Here is a 22,528-nt window from a genome sequence, read left to right as displayed (position 1 = left end):
AGCCAGGGCTGGTGGAAGCCTGGCATGAACGAAGAAATGGAACATCACCCTTGAGTACCGAATTGAACCTTAACCGGAAGTAAATGAGGCGCTTCATCCACGATAAGGATGCTAAAGAGGACAATGTGTCATTGTCTATTAGGGTGGTACCGCGGGAAATCAAGCCTTCTCGTCCCTTTTTGGGATGAGAGGGCTTTTTTATTTGCCTGTAAATAAGGACTGCACGTGATCTGCTTTTAAAGTATGTATTGAATGGAGGAATAAAATATGGAGTATAAAGATACTCTCTTAATGCCAAAGACAGAATTCCCTATGCGCGGCAATCTGCCAAACAGGGAGCCGGAAATCCAGAAAAAATGGCAGGAAATCGATATTTATAAGCAAGTTCAGGAACGTACGAAGGACAGGCCGATGTATGTCCTGCATGATGGGCCTCCATATGCAAATGGAGATATCCATATGGGCCACGCTTTAAATAAAATCCTTAAGGATTTTATCGTCCGCTTTAAATCCATGTCGGGCTATCAGGCTCCATATGTTCCTGGCTGGGATACACACGGCCTTCCGATTGAGCAGGCTTTAACTAAAAAGGGAGTTAAAAGGAAAGAAATGAGTGTGGCTGATTTCCGCAGGCTTTGTGAGGAATATGCCTATGAGCAGATCAACAGCCAGCGCGAACAGTTCAAACGCCTTGGAGTAAGAGGAGACTGGGAAAATCCATATATTACCCTGAAGCCTGAATACGAAGCACAGCAAATCAAGGTATTCGGTGAAATGGCGAAAAAGGGCTATATCTATAAGGGACTTAAGCCGGTCTATTGGTCTCCATCCAGTGAGTCTGCTCTTGCCGAAGCTGAAATCGAATATTATGATAAGCGTTCAGCATCCATCTATGTAGGCTTCCCTGTTAAGGATGGCAAAAATGTTCTTGAAGAAGGAACGGAGATTGTCATCTGGACAACCACTCCTTGGACCATTCCAGCAAACCTTGGGATCTCTGTACATCCTGACCTGGAGTACAGTGTAGTGGCTGTCGACGGAAAGAAATATGTCATCGCAGAAGCCCTTCGTGAGGAGGTAACAGAAACCCTTGGCTGGGAAAGCCCTTCAGTTGAAAAGAAAGTGAAGGGTTCTGATCTCGAATACATCATTGCCAAGCACCCATTATATGGCCGTGATTCCCTTGTCATGCTTGGTGAGCATGTAACGACAGAAGCTGGAACAGGGTGTGTCCATACGGCTCCGGGCCACGGGGAAGATGACTTCATTGTCGGACAGAAATACAATCTGGATGTTCTTTGTCCGGTTGATGAAAAAGGGGTCATGACAAAAGAAGCTCCTGGCTTTGAAGGTTTATTCTATGATGAAGCCAACAAGCCAATTACCCAAAAGCTTGAAGAAGCGGGGGCATTACTGAAGCTTAACTTCATTACCCACTCCTATCCGCATGATTGGAGAACCAAAAAGCCGACCATTTTCCGTGCGACCGCACAATGGTTCGCTTCCATTAAAGACTTCAGATCTGACCTGCTGAAAGGCATCGAAGATACAAAATGGGTTCCTGCATGGGGCGAGACCAGGTTGTTTAACATGGTCCGCGACCGTGGTGACTGGTGTATTTCCCGCCAGCGTGCATGGGGTGTTCCAATCCCGGTATTTTACGCCGAAAATGGTGAGCCGATTATCACAGACGAAACGATCCATCATGTTTCTGATTTGTTCCGCAAGAACGGTTCAAATATCTGGTTTGAAAAAGATGCAAAGGACCTCCTGCCAGAAGGATTCACACATGAAGGCAGCCCGAATGGAACGTTCACGAAAGAAGTGGACATCATGGATGTATGGTTCGACTCAGGTTCATCCCATCAGTCCGTTCTGGAAGAGCGGGATGACCTGCAGCGTCCTGCAGACTTATATTTGGAAGGCTCTGACCAATACCGCGGCTGGTTCAACTCATCTCTCTCCACAGCCGTTGCGGTGACAGGAAAACCGCCATATAAAGGCGTATTGAGCCATGGATTTGTATTGGACGGCGAAGGAAGAAAGATGAGTAAATCAATAGGCAATATTGTCGTACCAGCCAAAGTCATGAATCAGCTTGGTGCAGATATTCTTCGGCTATGGGTTGCTTCTGTGGACTATCAGGCGGATGTGCGTGTATCCGATGCGATCCTGAAGCAGGTTGCTGAAGTTTATAGAAAAATCCGCAACACATTCCGCTTCCTTCTTGGGAACCTGGCTGACTTTATTCCTTCCAGGGACTCTGTAGAGTATGATTCACTTCGCGAAGTGGACCAATTCATGCTTGTCAAGCTGAATAAGCTGGTCAAGCAGGTGAAGCAGGCTTATGACAACTATGAGTTTGCAGGAATTTATCATGCGATTAATAATTTCTGCACCCTTGATTTAAGTGCGTTCTATCTGGATTATGCCAAGGATATCCTGTATTGTGAAGCTATGGAAAACCCTGAACGCAGAGCTATTCAGACCGTTTTATATGAATCTCTTGTCAGCCTGGCGAAACTGGTGTCTCCTATTCTTTCACACACAGCCGATGAAGTCTGGGCACATGTACCGGAAGCTGCTGAAATCAGCGTCCAGCTTACAGATATGCCGGAAGAAAAGGAACTTCCTAATGCACAGCAAATTGAACAGAAGTGGAATGGCTTCCTCAAGCTGCGCAATGATGTCCTAAAAGCATTGGAAGTGGCAAGAAACGATAAGGTCATTGGAAAATCTCTTAATGCGAAAGTATCCATCTATGTGGATGCTGACGGCAAAGAACTGCTTCAAAGCATTGAAGAAGATTTTGATCAGCTGTTCATTGTCTCCAAGTTTGAAATCGCAGGAAATCTCAGCGAAGCCCCAGAGAATGCCTTAAAGCTGGAGCAGTCTGCTGTAGTGGTTTCTAAAGCCGAAGGTGAAACATGCGAGCGCTGCTGGAACGTGAAAGAAGAAGTGGGTACAATAGAAGAGCATCCAACTCTTTGCTCACGCTGCGCATCCGTGATTAGTGAGATTGAATAAAACTGGCTGATTCCGATCAGTCTCAAAACTGCAGGGCAAACTCAGATGAAATCTGGTTTTCCTGCAGTTTTTTTATTCTCAGATATATTTTAGGAGCTGTACGGGGGACTTTAAACAGTGGGGTTCCATGCCGCGTACATGCCCGAGATGATTATGATCCGGAATTCTAAATATATGATCCAATCTTCCACTTTTATGATCTGTATCATTCAAAGAATGATCCGAAACTGAAAATTAATGTTCCAAACGGCAGTTGCGGAGGGTCAGGGGGATAGGAAACGATCCGGTTTAAACGATAATGCTCACAAAAAGGCCCGAATGGTCCGGCCGTTGAAACATGATAGATGAATAGTAACAATGATCCGCTCTGCACTTAAATGATCGTAAAAATGCCTGAATGATCGTCATTGCCATCTTATGACCGTTATTCTGCGGTATGGATCCAAGCAGCCATAAATGAATTGCCGCATTTGATTTACCGGCGATTGTCCAAAATTTAAAGGATATGCTAAAATGCATAAGTAGACTATAGGCATAAACGGGAGACCGAAGGCCTATTTTCATTTACAGGAGCGGGGGAGAGATTGTGGTTTACTTTTTGATAGCACTATTTGTCATTGCGCTGGATCAACTAACAAAATGGCTGATTGTGAAGAATCTCTATTTAGGAGAAAGTGTTGAAATCATCCAAAATGTATTTTATATCACATCACACCGTAATACAGGCGCAGCTTGGGGTGTGCTTGCCGGCCAGATGTGGTTTTTCTATATTATTACGATCGCGGTGATAGCAGGACTTGTTTATTATCTGCTGAAGCATGCAAGAAACAATATCCTTCTCGGTGTTTCCCTGGGCCTTATGCTTGGTGGAGCAGTCGGGAATTTTATTGACCGTATTTGGAGAAAAGAAGTAGTAGACTTTATCCACGTATACATTGTGAATTATAACTTCCCGGTTTTTAATATTGCTGATTCAGCTTTATGCATCGGTGTTGTATTACTCGTTATTTATATGCTGTTTGAAGAGAAAATTGCGAAGGAGAAAAAGAATGCCTAATTGGGATATCACGGTTAAGGAAGAACATAAAGGAGAGCGCATCGACAAGGTGTTGTCTGCCTCCAATGAGGAATGGTCCAGATCGCAGGTCCAGCAGTGGATTAAAGAAGGTCATGTGCTTGTGAACGGTAAGGCCGTAAAGACCAATTATAAATGCAGCGGGGGAGACGCAATCACAGTAGAAATTCCTGAACCGCAGGAGCTGGATGCTGAAGCGGAAGAAATGGATCTCGATATTTATTATGAAGACGCTGACGTGCTGGTGGTCAACAAACCAAAGGGGATGGTCGTCCATCCTGCTCCCGGCCACATGAGCGGAACACTTGTAAACGGCCTGATGGCGCACTGCAAGGATTTATCAGGCATTAACGGAGTTCTCCGTCCCGGGATTGTCCACCGAATCGATAAGGATACATCCGGTCTACTGATGGTCGCAAAGAATGATATGGCCCATGAAAGCCTTGTTCAGCAGCTCGTCGATAAAACGGTAACCAGAAGATATAATGCGATTGTCCATGGAGTGATCCCTCATGACCACGGCACCATTGATGCCCCAATTGGAAGGGATAAGAAGGACCGGCAGAGCATGACCGTTACAGAAGAAAATTCCAAGCATGCGGTCACTCACTTTAATGTGCTCGAACGCTTTAAAGACTTCACCTTTGTCGAATGCAAGCTGGAGACAGGGAGGACACACCAGATCAGGGTACATATGAAATATATCGGCTATCCATTGGCGGGTGACCCCAAGTATGGTCCGCGGAAGACGCTTGACCTGGGCGGCCAGGCCCTGCATGCTGCCGTCCTTGGATTTACCCATCCAAGAACCAAAGAGTATCTTGAATTCTCGGCACCTCTGCCAGAGGATTTTGTAGAACTTCTTTCAATGCTACGACAAAACTCTTGACAATATTCCAGAATAGCTTTAGGATAAATGTAACATAATATGAACCTTTAACACAGTCCAGAGAGGCTGAGAAGGAATCGTTTAGGCTGAGGTGCAGTATGCCCCTTATTCAGCCGCGGAACCCTCCTGCTCTTTCCGGCAGGAGGGTTTTTTGCGTAAATGAATTCCTGTGAAAGAAGGATGAATCATGTTAGAAAAAGCTGTTGTTCTTGATGAACAGGCAATCCGCCGCGCTTTGACAAGGATCGCCCACGAAATTATCGAACGTAATAAGGGAATCGAACACTGTGTCTTAGTAGGCATCCGTACCAGAGGGATTTTTATAGCACGGAGGCTCGCAGAACGGATCCACCAGATTGAAGGGAAAGAGATTGCTGTCGGTGACATTGATATTACCTTATACCGCGATGATTTATCGAAGAAGACAGAGACGGGCGATCCTCTAGTGAAAGGATCAAACATCCCTCTTGAAATATCAGGCAAAAAAGTCATTCTCATTGATGATGTGCTTTACACAGGAAGGACTGTGCGGGCAGCACTGGATGCCTTGATTGATATCGGCCGTCCGTCCCAGATCCAGCTTGCCGTACTGATCGACCGCGGCCATCGGGAGCTCCCGGTCCGTGCAGATTTTGTAGGGAAAAATGTACCTACCTCTCAATCTGAAAAAATCTCGGTGAAGCTTTCTGAAGTGGATCAGATTGATCAAGTAAGTATATTAGAATAAAAAAATAACCAGCCTTTAAAGACAGTCCTGTGAGACTGAAAAGGAAGGATCCATTCAGCATGAAAATTTTATGGATCCCGCCTATAACCTTACAAAAGGGCTAAAGTAGGGGGAAAATATAATGGAAACAGAAAAGAGAAACTTTGTACTGGATGTCAATGAAGTCCCAAAGGCTGGTCAATGGATTACCTTAAGCCTTCAGCATCTGTTCGCCATGTTTGGATCTACGGTGCTCGTACCGTTTTTAGTAGGATTAAGTCCTGCTGTCGCCTTGGTTTCAAGCGGACTGGCCACACTGGCCTATCTCTTGATCACAAAAGGGAAGATTCCTGCATATCTTGGTTCTTCCTTTGCGTTCATAGCTCCGATTGCGGCTGCTAAATCACTCGGCGGTCCTGAATCGGCGATGCTCGGCTGTTTTGCTGCCGGACTAATTTATGGAATTGTAGCGCTTATTATTAAAAAGGCTGGAATGAGATGGCTGATGAATCTGCTGCCTCCTATCGTAGTGGGCCCGGTCATTATGGTAATCGGTCTAAGCCTTGCCAGTACGGCTGTTGGAATGGCGATGTACAAAAATCCGGGTGCAGAGCATCAGATCTACAGCACAAAGCACCTGATCGTGGCTTTGATCACTCTTGCAGCCACCATCCTCTTTAATATGTTTGGCAAAGGCTTCATCGGTGTCATTCCCATTCTGCTCGGAATCATCGTCGGATATATCGCCGCCTGCATCGCAGGAATTGTGGATTTCAGCGGAATTATCGCAGCGAAATGGATTCAAGCCCCTGATTTCATGGTTCCATTTGCTACCTATACACCGCATTTTTCCCCTGCGGTCATCCTGGTCATGGCCCCGGTTGCCCTGGTCACTCTATCGGAGCATATCGGCCACCAAATGGTGCTGAGCAATGTTGTGGGCAGGAACTTCCTTGAAAAGCCGGGCCTTCACCGCTCGATAACAGGAGATGGTGCCGGGATTATTATTGGATCTCTTATCGGCGGTCCTCCCATTACTTCTTACGGAGAGAATATAGGAGTTCTTGCAATTACCCGGGCCTTCAGCGTATTCGTCATAGGCGGAGCAGCTGTGCTCGCTGTGGTGTTCGGATTCATCGGTAAAATATCTGCGGTGCTTCACTCGATTCCCCAGGCTGTCATGGGCGGAATCTCCATCCTGCTGTTTGGGATCATTGCGTCAAGCGGCTTAAGAATGCTGATTGATAGCAAGGTTGATTTTGAAAACAAGCGCAACTTGATCATTTCTTCGGTGATTTTGGTACTTGGAATCGGAGGAGCATTTATCAGGCTGACTGATCAGGTTTCTCTTTCAGGAATGGCTTTATCTGCCTTAGTCGGAGTGGTGCTGAACCTTATCCTGCCTGGCAGGCAGAAAGCAGGCGGAGAAGGATTAGACCAATTAACACAAGCTAAATAAGCACACCTTTTAAGCGAAGTCCAGAGAGGCTTCCAAGGGTGTAAAATGGCAGGTCCATGCAGGCTTGGCGGAAAACATTCATTGTATTCCGCGGGCTTTCGCATGCTGATGAACCCTGCATTTCACACCCTGGCTTAAAGTCAGGGTGTTTTTTTATACAAACAACGAGCAGAGTATCTAGAAAAATCCGGGAGGTAATGAATATGTCAACTGTAATAAAGAATACGAATCTCTTAATGGAAGATGGAAGCTTGGAGCCATCCGATATTCTGATCGAGGATGGGAAAATCAAACGGATAGAACAAGGGATTGCAGAAACAGGACATGAGGTCATTGATGCCAAAGGGCTGCTGGCTGCTCCGGGATTTGTGGATCTGCATGTCCACCTTCGTGAACCGGGAGGGGAGAAAAAAGAAACGATTGAAACAGGTTCAAGGGCAGCGGCAAAAGGCGGGTTTACAACCATAGCACCCATGCCGAATACCCGACCAGTCCCGGATACAAAAGAACAGATGGAATGGCTGATGGGAAGAATTAAGGAAACATCATCCGTAAGAGTCCTCCCTTATGGTTCCATAACGATCAGGGAACTGGGACAGGAGCTCACAGACTTTGCCGCCTTAAAGGTAGCTGGCGCATTTGCCCTGACAGATGATGGCGTGGGCGTGCAGTCAGCAGGCATGATGCTGAATGCAATGAAACAGGCTGCTCTCCACGATATCGCAATCGTGGCTCACTGTGAAGAAAATACCTTAATCAATAAAGGTTCTGTCCATGAAGGGGCATTCTCAAAAGAGCATAACATCAATGGTATCCCTTCGGTATGCGAATCGGTCCACATTGCAAGGGATGTACTGCTGGCCGAGGCGGCCGGCTGCCATTATCATATCTGCCATATCAGTACAAAGGAATCCGTAAGAACAGTTAGGGATGCAAAAAGGGCTGGAATTAAGGTAACGGCAGAAGTAACGCCTCATCATCTCCTATTATGTGAAGAAGACATCCCGGGTCTTGATCCGAATTTTAAAATGAATCCGCCGCTTAGAGGAAAGGATGACCAGAAAGCGCTGCTTGAGGGCCTGCTGGACGGTACCATTGATTTTATCGCCACTGATCATGCACCACATACTGATGAAGAAAAGGCAGAGGGCATGCAGCTCGCTCCATTTGGAATCGTCGGGCTGGAAACCGCCTTTCCGCTGCTATACACACATCTTGTGAAATACGGAGAATTGACATTGAAGCAGCTGGTAGATTTTCTTACCATCAAGCCTGCGGAGAGCTTCGGCCTTCCTTATGGAAGACTTGAAGAGGGCAGTGCGGCCGATCTGGTTTTAATAGATTTAGAGAATGAATTTGAAATAGATCCAGAAGAATTTTTATCAAAAGGTAAAAATACACCGTTTAAGGGCTGGAAGTGCTTTGGCTGGCCGGTGATGACATTTGCTGAAGGAAAAAAAGTCTGGGATAAACAAGGGTGAAGGAGTGTCAGGGATGAAGAGAAAGCTTGTACTTGAAGACGGAACGGTATTTATAGGGGAAGCATTCGGAGCAGATGTTGAAAAAATAGGGGAAATCGTATTTAACACGGGGATGACCGGATACCAGGAGATCCTGTCTGACCCATCCTACTGCGGACAAATTGTGACTCTTACGTATCCGCTGGTGGGGAATTATGGAATTAACCGGGATGATTTTGAATCAATCAATCCCGCTATCCATGGATTCATTGTCCGGGAGGCGGCTGAATTTCCTTCGAATTGGCGCAGCCAGCTTTCACTGGATGAATTCTTTAAGCTGAAGAAAATTCCGGGAATTGCAGGAGTCGATACTAGGAAGCTGACCAGAATCATACGCAAATATGGGACATTAAAGGGTGCCCTTTGCTCATATGAGAAAGCGGATGAAGAAATTCTTTCACATCTGAAGGCGGCCGTTCTTCCGATAGACCAGGTAAAAAGGGTTTCTACTAAATCCTCATATCCAAGCCCTGGCAGGGGAAGCCGCGTTGTATTAGTGGACTTTGGCATGAAGCACGGGATTCTCAGGGAATTAAATAAGCGGGATTGCGATGTTATTGTGGTCCCTTATAATGTGACAGCTGAAGAAATTCTAAACTTAAGCCCGGATGGAATCATGCTCTCCAACGGACCTGGGGATCCAAAGGATGTGCCTCAAGCCATAAAGATGATTCAGGAGGTTCAGGGAAAAGTACCGTTATTCGGAATTTGTCTCGGACACCAATTATTTGCACTGGCCAATGGAGCCAACACCGAAAAAATGAAATTCGGCCACAGGGGATCCAACCATCCGGTTAAGGATTTAACAACCGGAAAAATTGCCATCACCTCGCAAAACCATGGATATACCGTAGAAGAAGAGTCTATTAAACATACAGATTTAGACATTACACATATCGCCATTAATGATGGGACCGTAGAAGGTCTGAGACATAAAAAACTTGACGCCTTCACCGTTCAATACCACCCGGAGGCATCTCCTGGTCCGGAGGATGCGAATGTCCTGTTCGACCAGTTTATGGAAATGATTGAAGCTGCAAAACAGAAAGGGGTATCACCATGCCAAAGCGTACTGATATAAAAAGCATCTTAGTAATAGGTTCAGGTCCGATTGTGATCGGCCAGGCTGCAGAGTTTGACTATGCAGGCACACAGGCCTGCATCGCATTGAGGGAAGAGGGATACAGAGTCATCCTGATTAATTCTAACCCTGCAACGATCATGACGGATACAGAGATTGCGGATGCCGTTTATATTGAGCCGCTTACGCTGGAATTCGTCAGCGGGATCATCCGAAAAGAACGTCCGGATGCCCTGCTGCCGACCCTTGGCGGCCAGACAGGATTAAACCTTGCCGTTGAACTCCATAACTCAGGAGTCCTTCAGGAATGCGGCGTGGAAATCCTCGGTACAAAGCTGTCAGCGATTGAAAAGGCTGAGGACCGCGATCTGTTCAGAAGCTTGATGAATGAATTGGGAGAGCCTGTGCCAGACAGCGAAATTATCCATACACTTGAAGAAGCATATGCCTTTGTTGAACAGATCGGTTATCCCATTATCGTACGCCCGGCCTTCACACTTGGAGGGACAGGGGGAGGAATCTGCACCAATGAAGAAGAACTGATCGAGACTGTAACAAGCGGGCTTAAATACAGCCCTGTCACACAGTGTCTCCTTGAAAGAAGCATCGCCGGTTTTAAAGAAGTCGAATACGAAGTGATGCGTGATTCGAATGACAACGCCATTGTGGTCTGCAATATGGAAAACATTGATCCGGTAGGAGTCCATACAGGTGACTCCATTGTTGTGGCGCCAAGCCAGACGCTAAGTGACAGGGAGTATCAGATGCTCCGGAACACGTCCCTCAGAATCATCAGGGCACTGGAAATCGAGGGTGGCTGCAACGTGCAGCTGGCACTTGATCCTGACAGCTTCAACTACTTTGTCATTGAAGTGAATCCGCGGGTCAGCCGTTCATCCGCGCTTGCCTCCAAGGCTACAGGCTATCCGATTGCAAAGCTTGCTGCCAAGATCGCGGTTGGATTAACTCTTGATGAAATGATGAATCCTGTTACCGGAAAAACTTACGCAAGCTTTGAACCTGCCCTTGATTATATCGTATCAAAGATTCCCCGCTGGCCATTTGATAAATTTGAATCGGCCAACCGCAAGCTCGGAACACAGATGAAGGCAACGGGGGAAGTCATGGCGATTGGCCGCACCTTTGAAGAATCCATGCTGAAGGCAGTAAGATCGCTGGAGTCAGGTCTGCATCATATTGAATTAGAAGAGCTGAGAGACTTTGAGGATGCCTTGGTTGAAAAAAGGATCCGTAAAGCCGGAGATGAAAGACTGCTTTATCTAGCAGAAGCTTTGAGAAGAGGCATCACAATTGAAACCATCCATGAGTGGAGTAAAATCGATTTATTCTTCTTAAAGAAATTTGAAAATATCATTCGTTATGAATCCATACTTAGAGATCATCCGTTTGAGCTGGATACTGCTGTGAAAGCCAAGCGGATGGGCTTTTCAGATCATGCCATGGCATCCCTCTGGGAGGTGCCGGAAAGAGATGTGTACGAGTGGCGAAAGGTAAATGGCCTGATACCGGTCTATAAAATGGTCGACACCTGTGCGGCTGAATTCGAGTCAGAAACTCCGTATTTCTACGGCTCCTATGATGAAGAAAATGAATCCATCGTGACAGACAGGAAAAGTGTGGTCGTTCTGGGTTCAGGGCCGATCCGCATCGGGCAGGGAGTAGAATTCGATTATGCAACGGTACATTCTGTCTGGGCGATCAAGCAGGCAGGCTATGAAGCAATCATCATCAACAACAATCCGGAAACCGTATCAACCGACTTCAGCATATCCGACAAGCTGTACTTTGAACCGCTGACCATTGAAGATGTAATGGGCATTATTGATCTGGAAAAGCCCGAAGGAGTCATCGTCCAGTTTGGCGGACAGACTGCGATCAACCTGGCAGACAAATTGGTTGAACGCGGCGTGAAAATTTTAGGTACCACTTTAGAGGATCTGGACAGGGCAGAAAACCGGGATAAATTTGAGCATGCCCTGACTGAGCTTGGAATCCCTCAGCCAAAAGGCAAAACAGCGTTTTCTGATGAGGGGGCGGCTGCCATTGCAGGGGAAATCGGATATCCGGTGCTTGTCCGCCCGTCCTATGTGCTCGGCGGAAGAGCAATGGAAATCGTATATAAGGAAGAAGAACTCCTTCATTACATGAAAAATGCGGTTAAAGTAAATCCAGAGCATCCGGTCCTGATCGACCGCTACCTGACCGGCAGGGAAATAGAAGTGGATGCCATCTCGGATGGAAAAGATGTTGTGATTCCAGGAATTATGGAGCATATCGAAAGGGCGGGAGTCCACTCAGGTGATTCGATTGCCGTTTATCCTCCTCAGAGCCTGACGCAGGATCTAAAAAAACAGATCATCGAATACACAACCAAGCTTGCAAAGGGGCTCAATATCATCGGCCTGCTCAACATTCAATATGTGATATCCAAAAATGAAGTCTATGTGATCGAAGTGAATCCCCGCTCAAGCAGGACTGTACCATTTTTAAGCAAGATCACGAATGTGCCGATGGCAAACGCAGCAACCAAAGTCATCCTGGGACAAACGCTTTCTGAACAGGGCTATACCTCAGGGCTGGTCCCCGAAAAGACTGGAGTGTATGTAAAGGTGCCTGTCTTCTCTTTTGCAAAATTAAGGAGGGTGGATATCACGCTTGGTCCGGAGATGAAATCCACAGGTGAGGTAATGGGGAAAGACATTACCCTTGAAAAAGCGTTATATAAAGGTCTGGTGGCGTCCGGCATCAAAATCCAGGGACATGGCTCAGTCCTTCTTACCGTTGCTGATAAGGATAAGGAAGAAGCACGGTCCATTGCGGGAAGATTTTATAATCTCGGCTTTAAGCTCCTGGCAACCAGCGGCACAGCCCAGTACCTGGCGGAAGCAGGCATTCCTGTAAGCACGGTGGGGAAAATCGGCTCAGAAGGACGTACACTGTTAGATGTCATCCGGAATGGAGAGGCACAGTTCGTCATCAATACCCTTACAAAAGGCAAGCAGCCAGAGAGAGATGGCTTTAGGATCAGACGCGAATCTGTTGAAAACGGGGTGGCCTGCCTGACATCCCTGGATACTGCTGCGGCCATCCTGCGCGTCATTGAGTCCATGTCCTTTTCAACGGAAGCCATGAAGCCTGCCGAAAGAGTGAATGAGGTGATCACAGTATGATCAGGAAGGAAAAAATGGAGATCATCTCACAGAAAGAGATTGCTGCCTCCATCTTTGAACTGACTCTTGCTGGTGAACTGGCAGCAGAGATGAAGAACCCGGGTCAGTTTGTTCATATAAAGGTGTCTGAGGGCTTTGATCCTTTACTGAGAAGGCCGGTCAGCATAGCTTCCATTGATGAGGTAAACAAGCAGTTTACAATGATTTACCGGAGTGAGGGAAGAGGCACATCCCTGCTTTCAGAGAAGGCAGCCGGCCAGAAAGTGGATGTGCTCGGCCCTTTGGGAAACGGCTTCCCGGTTGAGGAGGCAGCCGCCGGGGAAACGGCTTTATTGGTGGGCGGAGGAATTGGGGTTCCTCCCCTTTACGAGCTGTCCAAAAGGCTGACGGAAAATGGAATTACTGTGATTCATCTCTTAGGTTTTCAAAATAAAGAGGCCGTTTTTTATGAAAAAGAATTTTTACAGCTTGGGGAGACGTATATAGCCACAGCAGATGGCAGCTATGGAACAAAAGGCTTTGTTACAGATGTACTCGATGCCCTTCATCCCGGCTTTGATCTTATCTATACCTGCGGGCCGACAGGGATGCTTAGAGCACTTGAAAAACGCTATGAACATGAAAGGCTCTTCTTATCCCTGGAAGAGAGGATGGGCTGCGGCATCGGTGCCTGCTTTGCATGCGTATGTCATACGGCTGATGATCCGTCGGGATTTTCGTATAAAAAAGTTTGCAGTGACGGCCCTGTATTCAGGGCAGGGGAGGTTTTGATATGAAGGGATTACATATAGAACTGCCAGGCCTGCAATTAAAAAATCCAATCATGCCGGCCTCCGGCTGCTTCGGATTTGGACGCGAGTTCAGCAGGCTGTATGACTTAAGCATCCTCGGATCGATCATGATTAAAGCGACGACAGAAGAACCTCGCTTCGGCAACCCGACACCAAGGGTGGCCGAAACATCAGCAGGCATGCTGAATGCCATCGGACTGCAGAACCCGGGCCTTGATAAAGTGTTGAACGAGGAGCTCCCCTGGCTTGAACAATTTGATCTTCCAGTCATTGCGAATGTGGCCGGCTCCAAAGAAGAGGACTATGTAACGGTGGCAAGAGAACTATCAAAAGCCCAAAATGTCCACGCTCTTGAACTCAATATCTCCTGCCCTAACGTTAAAGAAGGGGGGATCGCATTTGGGACCATTCCGGAGGTGGCAAAAAGACTTACCAGAATGGTAAAAGAAGTTTCAGAGGTTCCGGTATATGTGAAGCTCTCCCCAAATGTTTCGAATATAGTGGAGATGGCGAAGGCTGTCGAGGACGGCGGTGCTGACGGCCTCACCATGATCAATACACTGCTCGGGATGAGGCTTGATCTTAAAACAGGAAAACCGGTCCTGGCAAACCGGACTGGCGGATTATCCGGCCCGGCCGTAAAGCCTGTAGCCATTAGAATGGTATATGAAGTATCACAGGCAGTCTCCATCCCGATTATTGGCATGGGAGGAGTAGAAAGTGCCGAAGACGTAATCGAATTTTTCTACGCGGGAGCAAGTGCCGTAGCGGTAGGCACTGCAAACTTCGTGGATCCTTTCATCTGTCCAGGCATCATTCAAGAGCTGCCGGAGCTCCTGCACCGTTTAGGATATGAACATATTTCCGAAAGCAGAGGAAGGAGCTGGAATAACCATGGCCATTTTGCCTATCATCGCGCTTGATTTTTCAAATAAGCAGGAGGCAGACTCCTTTTTAGATAGATTTCAAGAAGAAAAACTGTTTGTAAAGATCGGCATGGAGCTTTTCTATCAGAACGGTCCTGATATCGTTTGGGATATAAAGGAGAAGGGCCATCAAATATTCCTTGATCTTAAGCTCCATGACATCCCAAATACAGTAAAGCAGGCCATGAAGGGTCTTGCTTCCCTTGGCGCTGATATGGTGAATGTCCATGCAGTAGGCGGCAGGAATATGATGGCCGGTGCCCTGGAGGGGCTTGATGCAGGAACTCCTTCAGGAGCTAAGAGGCCGCTTTGCATTGCGGTGACCCAGCTGACAAGCACCACTGAAGAACAGATGAATACAGAACAGCTGATTCAAGTGCCTCTGGAGGAAGCTGTCCTTTCTTACGCTAAGCTTGCCCACGAGGCAGGTCTTGACGGTGTCGTATGCTCAAGTCATGAAGTCAGGAGAATTCATGAACAGCTGGGGAATGATTTCTTAACTGTCACTCCGGGAATCCGCAATTCGGGAGATGAAGCCCATGATCAAAAACGAATCGCTTCACCCGAGAAAGCAAGGCTGCTTGGAACAAACGCGATCGTAGTAGGACGCTCGATTACAAAAGCAAAGGATCCATTCAAAGCTTATAGAGAAATAAAAACAGCCTGGGAGGGAATTAAAGCATGAAACACGAACTAGCCGAGAAGTTATTAGAAATTAAAGCTGTTTTTCTGCAGCCGAATGATCCATTCACCTGGTCTTCCGGGATTAAGTCCCCCATCTATTGTGATAACCGCTTAACCCTTTCATATCCTTCTTTAAGAAAAGAGATTGCGGAAGGTCTGTCAAGCCTCATCCAAGAGCATTTTCCCGAGGCAGAGGTCATTGCAGGAACGGCTACAGCGGGTATTCCGCATGCAGCCTGGGTGAGTGATGTCCTGAACCTGCCAATGTGCTATGTCCGCTCAAAAGCGAAAGGGCATGGAAAAGGAAAGCAGATAGAAGGGAAAGCAGAACCGGGGCAGAAGGTCGTGGTTGTGGAAGACCTCATTTCAACTGGAGGCAGCGCGATCACAGCTGTAAAAGCCCTCCGTGAGGCTGGCTGCGAGGTGCTTGGGGTTGCGGCGATCTTTACCTATGAGCTGACAGAGGGCAGAGAAATGCTTGAATCAGAACAGGTGAAGGCTGTATCGCTTAGCGACTATACCTCTCTAATCCAGGCCGCAAAGGAAAAAGGCTATATCGAGGAACGTGATTTAAACAAGCTCTCTCAATGGAGAAAAGATCCTTCAGATCTTACTTGGCTGGAGGCATAAGAAAAAAGCAAGGGGCTGCCTGAAATGTCAGGTAAACCGATTTTCTGGACAGTCCCTTTTAAAATGGGGCTGCATCTGCTGATCCTCCAATCGGTAAAATCCTAGATAGAGCAGTCAGCTGAACAAAAATAAAAGCAGGTGGAGAAAACGTTTTGTTTTTCTCCACCTGCATTATTTTAGGGACTTATGGGACAGCCGCTCTTTTTGCAGTGATTTAACTCTTAACCAGTGTGTTTCTTTTAAGCTCCATGACTTTTTCGGTCGCAGGAGTGACAAAAAGTGTCTGCTGGTTGTCATAAATGACGAATCCAGGTTTCGCGCCATTGGGTTTTTTTACATGCCGCACCAAAGTGAAATCTACCGGTACAGAACCGGATTCCTTCGCTTTGCTGAAATACGCTGCTAGGACGGCCGCTTCCTTCAGGGTCTTCTCGGAGGGACTGCCATTCCGGATCACTACATGTGAGCCGGGGATATCCTTCGTATGGAGCCAGACATCGTCACGGCGGGAGAATTTGTTCGTCAAATAATCATTTTGAGTATTATTTTTTCCTACAAATATCTCATCACCATCAGAAGACAGATATTTCTCCAGAACAGGCTTTTGGTTCTGTTTGTTTTTAGAGCCTTTTTTCTGTTTGGATCGTATATAACCGCCCTCTTGAAGCTCTTCCCTGATCTCAGCTATATCCTTGGGAGAAGCAAACTCCAGCTGCTGAAGGAGATTGTCGAAGTAAGCTATTTCATCCAAGGCAAGACGGATTTGCTCTTTTACGATTTCAACCGAGTTCTTGGCTTTCTGATATTTGACAAAATACTTTTGTGCATTTTCAGAAGGAGTCTTTTGGGGGTCAAGTTCAATGACCAGGGTTCCCCCATTTTCATCATAATAATTCAAGACCTCAATTTCTTTCATGCCTTTTTCCATGGAGTACAGATTCGCTGTAAGCAGCTCGCCGCTAAGCTGGAAATCCTTCGCTTTTTCACTGTCTGCGAGGGTTTCCTCCAGCTTGCCGACTTTCTTTTCGTTTTTCTTCTTCTCGTTCAGCATGAACCGCTCAAGGTCGTGGGCCTGCTGCTTAACGCGGTCCCGCTCGGCTTTTCCAAAGTAAAACCGGTCGAGAAGCATCGAGAGCGAAGGGTAGCGGGTCTTTTCTCCTTTGATATGCTCTAGCGGCAGGAAGTAGAAGTATTCCCTTCCCTCTGAAACGATTAGCGTTGGTTCATAATTTCCAGCGCGCACTCTGTCAATCAATTCGAAAAATGCATTAGGAAGGGTGGACCGGTTTGCCAGGCCTGCTTTAAATAGAACTTCTTTGGAAAACAGCGGTGAGATTCCTGCGAATCTGTTCATTAGCTGCTTGTCCAGACGTCCTTCATTGAAATCAAGGCCTTTAAGCAGATCATCCTCTGATGACTCCAGTGGATTCAGTTTTTCCTGGGCAGGCGGCTCCACATACGGCTGGCCGGGCAAGATCGCCCGGTACGTATTTACGGCATGGGAGATATGCTTGATGCTGTCCAGGATCATATTCCGGCTTTTATCTACAAGCACAATATTGCTGTGCCTTCCCATGATTTCAACAATTAATTTCTTGTGGGAAATATCCCCTAATTCGTTTCTTCCTTTGACTTCGATAACCAGGACACGGTCTATTCCTGTCTGATAGATATCCTCCAGAATATAACCCTCCAGATGCTTCCGCAGGAGCATGCAGAACATCGGCGGCTCAGAAGGATTATCATAGCTCTCGCCGGTCAGCTGAACCCGTGCATAGCTGGGATGGGCTGAAATCAGCAGCTTTTGATTTTTGCCGCCCGCCCGGACCACCATCAGAATTTCATTTTTTGATGGCTGGTGTATTTTATTAATTCGTCCTCCTTTTAGGAGGGAAGAAATTTCTTCGCTCATCGCTTTCGTGAATAAACCGTCAAATGACATAAAAAAACATCCTTTACATATTGCTTATTTATAGATTGGATCATTGCTTGATTTTTTAAATTCTTATAATCATTTATTACCCTAAAGTTCTATAAAGTAGCAGATTGATTTTCAATCTAGGGCCTCTGCCTTCCTAAATAGTACCCGGAAATAAGGGAATAGGATAATCATGCATCTTTCAAGAAAACACTGCTGGAAGGCACAGCTTTCCGCTTTTCTTGGGATCCAGCTCCGAACTGACACCGCGGGTCTAGCCAATCAGTCCATGGGAAGGAAAAGCACTTCCCATGCCTGCTTGTCTTATGCCTTTCAGGTGTCTGCTTTTCAATAAGTCCTATCACCCAAATAGGTTTAGATCAACATGGATCTTTCCATTATTTTTTAGTTGAAAAGCACCGTTCTCCGCTTTTCATATAATTATATCATTTTTTCTTCTCTCTCTACATATTCATGGGAGGAGAGGGACAAGTCTTTGTAATTATGAGGGGGAAGTGAGATGCTGAATGAAGTTCCGGGAGATGGATAGGGAAGAGGTCGAAGCGGCTCTTCAGACTAGTATAATGGACGGGCTTTCGGAGGAGGAGGCGGTCAGGCGCCAGCAGAAGCGGGGGTTTAATGAGCTTAGGGAAGGGGAGAAGCAGTCTGCCATCCTGCTGTTTTTTGCTCAGTTTAAAGATTTTATGGTATTGGTTCTGCTTGGAGCCACCTTGATATCCGGCCTGCTTGGCGAATATATAGATGCGATTGCGATTATTGCCATTGTCATTGTAAACGGAATCCTGGGGTTTTATCAAGAGAGGAGGGCTGAAAGGTCGCTTCAGGCCCTTAAAAGTCTTTCGGCTCCCCAGATTCAGGTGAAAAGGGACAAGGTGTGGGTAAAAATTCCTTCCAGAGAAGCTGTCGTCGGGGATATCATCAAGTTCTCAAGCGGGGACCGGATCGGTGCTGATGTAAGGATCGTGGAAGTAAGCGGCCTTGAAATTGAGGAATCTGCCCTGACTGGTGAATCTGTCCCGGTGGCCAAAAAAACTGAAGCGATCAAGCAGGCTTCCGATCAGATCGGAGACCAGGAGAACCTGGCTTTTATGGGCACCATGGTGACCAGGGGAAGCGGGATTGGGACCGTCATTGCGACCGGTATGGATACGGCTATGGGCAAAATCGCAGATCTGCTGCAGTCTGCTGAAACCATGGAAACGCCTTTACAGAGAAGGCTTGAACAGCTTGGGAAAATTCTCATCTCCGCGGCTCTTATCTTGACAGTGATTGTAGTGGCCATCGGGGTCATTCAGGGCCAGAGCTTTTATACGATGTTCCTTGCAGGAGTATCCTTAGCCGTCGCCGCCATTCCAGAAGGCCTGCCGGCTATCGTGACCGTTGCCCTCTCCCTTGGCGTTCAGAGGATGATCAAGCAGAAAGCCATTGTGAGGAAGCTTCCTGCCGTTGAAACGCTTGGATGCGCTTCGGTCATCTGTTCCGATAAAACCGGAACCCTGACCCAGAATAAAATGACGGTCACCGCTTTATGGAGCGGGGGGAAAACATGGAATGTTACGGGAACCGGGTATGATCCGCAGGGGGAGTTTATCTCGGACGGCCATTCTGTTTCAGCCGACAGGGATAAATCTTTGAAACAGCTGTTATCCTTCGGCATGCTCTGTAATCACGCTAATTTGATAAAGGGTGATTCAGGTTACATCCTGGATGGCGACCCGACAGAGGGGGCTTTGCTGGCAGCTGCGATGAAGGCAGGTTTTACGAGAGAAAGCCTGGCCAGGCAGTTCAGTATCATAAAGGAGTTCCCCTTTGACTCTGCAAGGAAAATGATGAGCATGATTGTCAAAGATGAAAATGGCCGGTCATTCGTGGTAGCCAAAGGAGCCCCTGATGTTTTGGCAGGAAGATGCTCCACCATTCTCTGGGATGAGAAGCAGCAGCATCTGTCTCCTGATCTTCATCAAAAAGTGGGGGATGCTGTGAACGGGCTTGCGGCCCTGGCATTAAGGACCATAGCGATCGGTTTTAAGCCCTTAAGGAGCAGCACCATTATTCTGGATGAAAAGGAAGCCGAATCAGAACTTACTTTGATCGGGCTTCAGGGCATGATTGACCCGCCGCGTCCTGAGGTGAAGGATGCTGTTAAAGAGTGCCGGGATGCGGGAATTAAAACAGTCATGATCACAGGAGACCATGTAACGACAGCAAAGGCCATAGCCTCCCAGCTCGGGATTTTAAAGAAAGATGACTTGGTCCTTGATGGAGCGGCACTTTCCGCCATGGAAACGGATGAACTGGAGAAGGTCGCAGACCGAGTTTCGGTATATGCCAGAGTATCGCCTGAACACAAGCTGAAGATTGTCAAGGCACTGCAGAAAAAGGGACATGTTGTAGCTATGACGGGCGATGGAGTGAATGATGCACCTGCCATTAAATCTGCAGACATTGGGATCGCCATGGGCATAACAGGGACGGATGTTGCGAAGGAAGCGTCGGCGCTTGTGCTGCTGGATGATAATTTTGCCACCATTAAGGCAGCCATTAAGGAAGGCCGGAACATTTATGAGAATATCCGGAAGTTTATCCGATATCTATTAGCCTCCAATGTAGGGGAAATACTGGTCATGTTTTTTGCCATGCTTCTCGGCCTGCCCCTTCCGCTCATCCCGGTTCAGATTTTATGGGTCAACCTTGTGACGGACGGACTTCCGGCAATGGCCCTCGGCCTCGACCAGCCGGAGGAAAACGTCATGAAGCGGAGCCCGCGGCTGCCGAACGAAGGAGTATTTGCCAGGGGACTGGGCTGGAAAATCATTTCCCGCGGCTTTTTAATCGGGGCAGTGACCCTTGCCGCCTTTATGATCGTGTATAAGTCCAATCCAGAGAACCTGGTTTATGCCCAGACGGTTGCTTTTGCTACACTTGTGCTTGCCCAGCTGATCCATGTGTTTGACTGCCGGAGTGAAAAGTCCATTTTTGCGAGGAACCCGTTTGGGAATCTCTATCTTGTGGGTTCTGTCATTTCCTCTGTTCTGCTGATGCTGGCTGTCATCTACTATAAGCCTCTTCAGCCGATCTTCCATACCGTGCCTATACGTTCGCGTGAATGGCTCTTGATCGTCGGAATGGCTTCAATCCCAACTTTTTTACTGGCCGGAACATTTTTAGCAAGAAAAACAAAATAAGTTATGATATAATCTTTAAGGTAGTAGGGGTGGATCTCTATTACCTTTTTATTTTTTTGGAACTTTTTCGGGCTAAAGGCAGCCTTTTTTTTGACTGGGAAATAAGACACCTCTATTATTCTAAATAGCAGCTGTGTCTGTTTCTTTGAAAAAGGTGCAATAACAGCCTTTTTTATATAGCAGCTGCAAATGTTTTGTTCAATTAGACGCCAGGGGTGAAGAATGTGGTACTAAGCATGACTGGGTACGGAAGGGGAACTGCAGATCCGGATGAGATGCAGGTCCGCGTCGAAATAAAAACGGTAAACCACCGTTTCACCGAATATCAGGTGCGAATGCCTCGTGAGCTGCTTTATTTAGAGGACGCCATAAAAAAACAGATAGGCCAATACATAAAAAGAGGAAGAGTGGAAGTTTTTATCAACCTTGAAGGAAGCGTCCTGCACCAGCGGAAAATCGAAGTGGACTGGGATCTGATGGACGATTACTTTGCTGTGGTTTCACAGGTCAGGGAAAAATATAACCTCGACTCAAGCCCGGCTTTGCAGGATATTTTGAAACTGGAAGAACTGGTTTCCATCGTGGAGGGGGAAGACCTCAATCCGATGCTCGAGCCGGCTGTGATGTCTGCGGTCAAGGAAGCGGCCGCTAATCTGTATGAGATGAGGAAGCAGGAGGGTATGCTGCTTGAAAAAGACATCGCGGATCATCTGCGGAAAATCCGCGCGGCGGTGGAGCTTCTAAAAGAACGTGCTCCTCTCGTATCTGAAAGCTATAAGAACAGGCTCCTTGAACGTATGGCCTCCTTTACGGAAGGATTGATTGACGAAACCAGGGTGCTCACGGAAACGGCGGTTTTTGCCGAGAAGGCCGATATCAATGAGGAACTTTCAAGGCTGTTCAGTCATATGATTCAATTTGAGCAGAACATCGCTTCATCAGAGCCGGTCGGGAGAAAGCTGGACTTCCTTGTCCAGGAAATGAACCGGGAAATCAACACCATTGGTTCAAAGGCAAATGATGCCTCCATTGCTGCTGAAGTGGTGGAAGTAAAAAGTCTGCTTGAAAAAATTAAAGAACAAGTTCAAAATATCGAATAGGGTTCGTTTATATAAATATATGCAAGGCCAAAATAGTATAGGGATGGATGGGGGATCGCTGGTGCCTATCAAGCTAATAAATATAGGGTTTGGGAATATCGTTTCTGCAAATAAGATTGTTTCGATTGTAAGCCCGGAATCTGCTCCGATTAAAAGAATCATCCAGGATTCCCGAGACAGAGGCTCCCTGATAGATGCAACATATGGCAGGAGGACAAGGGCCGTTATTATAACGGACTCGGATCATGTCATTTTGTCCGCCGTGCAGCCTGAAACAGTGGCGGCAAGGCTGCATGACAGAGATGAAAATGTGGATGAAGGGTAG

At 47.0% G+C, this 22,528-nt stretch carries 16 protein-coding genes and 1 other annotated feature (1 of these 17 running past the window's edge); of the genes, 15 read left to right on the top strand and 1 reads right to left on the bottom strand.

Features of this window, described 5'->3' with window-relative positions; translation table 11 throughout:
* Positions 1 to 180, top strand: a binding site (T-box leader) (it extends 48 nt beyond the left edge of the window).
* Positions 181 to 267: 87 nt separating this feature from the next.
* From ileS to pyrE, 12 genes are all read left to right on the top strand, one after another.
* Positions 268 to 3,027 carry an isoleucine--tRNA ligase gene (gene ileS / locus H539_RS0101955; RefSeq protein WP_026692103.1) on the top strand — a complete coding sequence of 920 codons (2,760 nt, stop codon included), beginning with the start codon at positions 268 to 270 and terminating at the stop codon, positions 3,025 to 3,027.
* 586 nt (positions 3,028 to 3,613) lie between these two features.
* Positions 3,614 to 4,084: a signal peptidase II gene (gene lspA, locus H539_RS0101950; RefSeq protein WP_026692102.1), complete on the top strand. Its 471-nt coding sequence runs from the start codon at positions 3,614 to 3,616 to the stop codon at positions 4,082 to 4,084.
* Complete coding sequence (locus H539_RS0101945; RefSeq protein WP_026692101.1) at positions 4,077 to 4,991, top strand: RluA family pseudouridine synthase; 915 nt, start codon at positions 4,077 to 4,079, stop codon at positions 4,989 to 4,991. Before lspA ends, H539_RS0101945 begins: the two co-directional genes overlap by 8 nt.
* 187 nt (positions 4,992 to 5,178) lie before the next feature.
* Positions 5,179 to 5,718 carry a bifunctional pyr operon transcriptional regulator/uracil phosphoribosyltransferase PyrR gene (gene pyrR / locus H539_RS0101940; RefSeq protein ID WP_026692100.1) on the top strand — a complete coding sequence of 180 codons (540 nt, stop codon included), beginning with the start codon at positions 5,179 to 5,181 and terminating at the stop codon, positions 5,716 to 5,718.
* A 121-nt stretch (positions 5,719 to 5,839) separates the two neighbouring features.
* Entirely contained in the window at positions 5,840 to 7,156 is a 1,317-nt protein-coding gene (locus H539_RS0101935) for a solute carrier family 23 protein (protein ID WP_026692099.1), read from the top strand.
* 203 nt (positions 7,157 to 7,359) lie between these two features.
* Positions 7,360 to 8,637 carry a dihydroorotase gene (locus tag H539_RS0101925; RefSeq protein ID WP_026692098.1) on the top strand — a complete coding sequence of 426 codons (1,278 nt, stop codon included), beginning with the start codon at positions 7,360 to 7,362 and terminating at the stop codon, positions 8,635 to 8,637.
* A gap of 13 nt (positions 8,638 to 8,650) precedes the next feature.
* Entirely contained in the window at positions 8,651 to 9,757 is a 1,107-nt protein-coding gene (locus tag H539_RS0101920) for a carbamoyl phosphate synthase small subunit (RefSeq protein ID WP_026692097.1), read from the top strand.
* On the top strand, positions 9,736 to 12,948 hold the full coding sequence (gene carB, locus H539_RS0101915; protein WP_026692096.1) for a carbamoyl-phosphate synthase large subunit: 3,213 nt from the start codon (positions 9,736 to 9,738) through the stop codon (positions 12,946 to 12,948). Before H539_RS0101920 ends, carB begins: the two co-directional genes overlap by 22 nt.
* The gene (locus tag H539_RS0101910) at positions 12,945 to 13,724 is read left to right on the top strand and encodes a dihydroorotate dehydrogenase electron transfer subunit (RefSeq protein WP_026692095.1); all 780 of its coding nucleotides are present in this window, start codon (positions 12,945 to 12,947) and stop codon (positions 13,722 to 13,724) included. The genes carB and H539_RS0101910 overlap by 4 nt, the downstream gene beginning before the upstream one ends.
* Positions 13,721 to 14,662 (top strand): dihydroorotate dehydrogenase, encoded by a 942-nt coding sequence (locus tag H539_RS0101905; RefSeq protein ID WP_026692094.1) that lies wholly within the window; start codon positions 13,721 to 13,723, stop codon positions 14,660 to 14,662. The genes H539_RS0101910 and H539_RS0101905 overlap by 4 nt, the downstream gene beginning before the upstream one ends.
* Complete coding sequence (pyrF, locus tag H539_RS0101900; RefSeq protein ID WP_026692093.1) at positions 14,634 to 15,350, top strand: orotidine-5'-phosphate decarboxylase; 717 nt, start codon at positions 14,634 to 14,636, stop codon at positions 15,348 to 15,350. The genes H539_RS0101905 and pyrF overlap by 29 nt, the downstream gene beginning before the upstream one ends.
* Positions 15,347 to 15,979 carry an orotate phosphoribosyltransferase gene (pyrE, locus tag H539_RS0101895; RefSeq protein WP_026692092.1) on the top strand — a complete coding sequence of 211 codons (633 nt, stop codon included), beginning with the start codon at positions 15,347 to 15,349 and terminating at the stop codon, positions 15,977 to 15,979. The genes pyrF and pyrE overlap by 4 nt, the downstream gene beginning before the upstream one ends.
* Before the next feature lie 214 nt (positions 15,980 to 16,193).
* Here the strand turns inward: pyrE and H539_RS0101885 are convergent, their stop codons facing one another.
* Positions 16,194 to 17,921, bottom strand: coding sequence for an Rqc2 family fibronectin-binding protein (locus H539_RS0101885; protein WP_026692091.1), 1,728 nt, complete (start codon positions 17,919 to 17,921; stop codon positions 16,194 to 16,196).
* 503 nt (positions 17,922 to 18,424) lie between these two features.
* On the opposite strand from H539_RS0101885, the gene H539_RS0101875 reads away from it, so the two are divergent.
* The 3 genes from H539_RS0101875 (at position 18,425) to remA (ending at position 22,528) form a co-directional block, all read left to right on the top strand.
* Positions 18,425 to 21,103 carry a cation-translocating P-type ATPase gene (locus H539_RS0101875; protein WP_026692090.1) on the top strand — a complete coding sequence of 893 codons (2,679 nt, stop codon included), beginning with the start codon at positions 18,425 to 18,427 and terminating at the stop codon, positions 21,101 to 21,103.
* 224 nt (positions 21,104 to 21,327) lie between these two features.
* Positions 21,328 to 22,203 (top strand): YicC/YloC family endoribonuclease, encoded by an 876-nt coding sequence (locus H539_RS0101870; RefSeq protein ID WP_026692089.1) that lies wholly within the window; start codon positions 21,328 to 21,330, stop codon positions 22,201 to 22,203.
* A gap of 61 nt (positions 22,204 to 22,264) precedes the next feature.
* Positions 22,265 to 22,528 carry an extracellular matrix/biofilm regulator RemA gene (gene remA, locus H539_RS0101865; RefSeq protein ID WP_026692088.1) on the top strand — a complete coding sequence of 88 codons (264 nt, stop codon included), beginning with the start codon at positions 22,265 to 22,267 and terminating at the stop codon, positions 22,526 to 22,528.

It is taken from the genome of Peribacillus kribbensis DSM 17871, from assembly GCF_000430765.1.
Lineage (GTDB): Bacteria > Bacillota > Bacilli > Bacillales > DSM-1321 > Paraperibacillus > Paraperibacillus kribbensis.
This window is presented reverse-complemented; position numbering and strand designations above follow the sequence as displayed.

Bases quoted from the DNA above. Each gene is read 5' to 3' on its own strand.
- ileS (WP_026692103.1), top strand. From the start codon at position 268: ATGGAGTATAAAGATACTCTCTTAATGCCAAAGACAGAATTCCCTATG.
- H539_RS0101945 (WP_026692101.1), top strand. From the start codon at position 4,077: ATGCCTAATTGGGATATCACGGTTAAGGAAGAACATAAAGGAGAGCGC.
- pyrR (WP_026692100.1), top strand. From the start codon at position 5,179: ATGTTAGAAAAAGCTGTTGTTCTTGATGAACAGGCAATCCGCCGCGCT.
- H539_RS0101935 (WP_026692099.1), top strand. From the start codon at position 5,840: ATGGAAACAGAAAAGAGAAACTTTGTACTGGATGTCAATGAAGTCCCA.
- H539_RS0101925 (WP_026692098.1), top strand. From the start codon at position 7,360: ATGTCAACTGTAATAAAGAATACGAATCTCTTAATGGAAGATGGAAGC.
- H539_RS0101920 (WP_026692097.1), top strand. From the start codon at position 8,651: ATGAAGAGAAAGCTTGTACTTGAAGACGGAACGGTATTTATAGGGGAA.
- carB (WP_026692096.1), top strand. From the start codon at position 9,736: ATGCCAAAGCGTACTGATATAAAAAGCATCTTAGTAATAGGTTCAGGT.
- H539_RS0101910 (WP_026692095.1), top strand. From the start codon at position 12,945: ATGATCAGGAAGGAAAAAATGGAGATCATCTCACAGAAAGAGATTGCT.
- H539_RS0101905 (WP_026692094.1), top strand. From the start codon at position 13,721: ATGAAGGGATTACATATAGAACTGCCAGGCCTGCAATTAAAAAATCCA.
- pyrF (WP_026692093.1), top strand. From the start codon at position 14,634: ATGGCCATTTTGCCTATCATCGCGCTTGATTTTTCAAATAAGCAGGAG.
- pyrE (WP_026692092.1), top strand. From the start codon at position 15,347: ATGAAACACGAACTAGCCGAGAAGTTATTAGAAATTAAAGCTGTTTTT.
- H539_RS0101885 (WP_026692091.1), bottom strand. From the start codon at position 17,921: ATGTCATTTGACGGTTTATTCACGAAAGCGATGAGCGAAGAAATTTCT.
- H539_RS0101875 (WP_026692090.1), top strand. From the start codon at position 18,425: ATGAAGTTCCGGGAGATGGATAGGGAAGAGGTCGAAGCGGCTCTTCAG.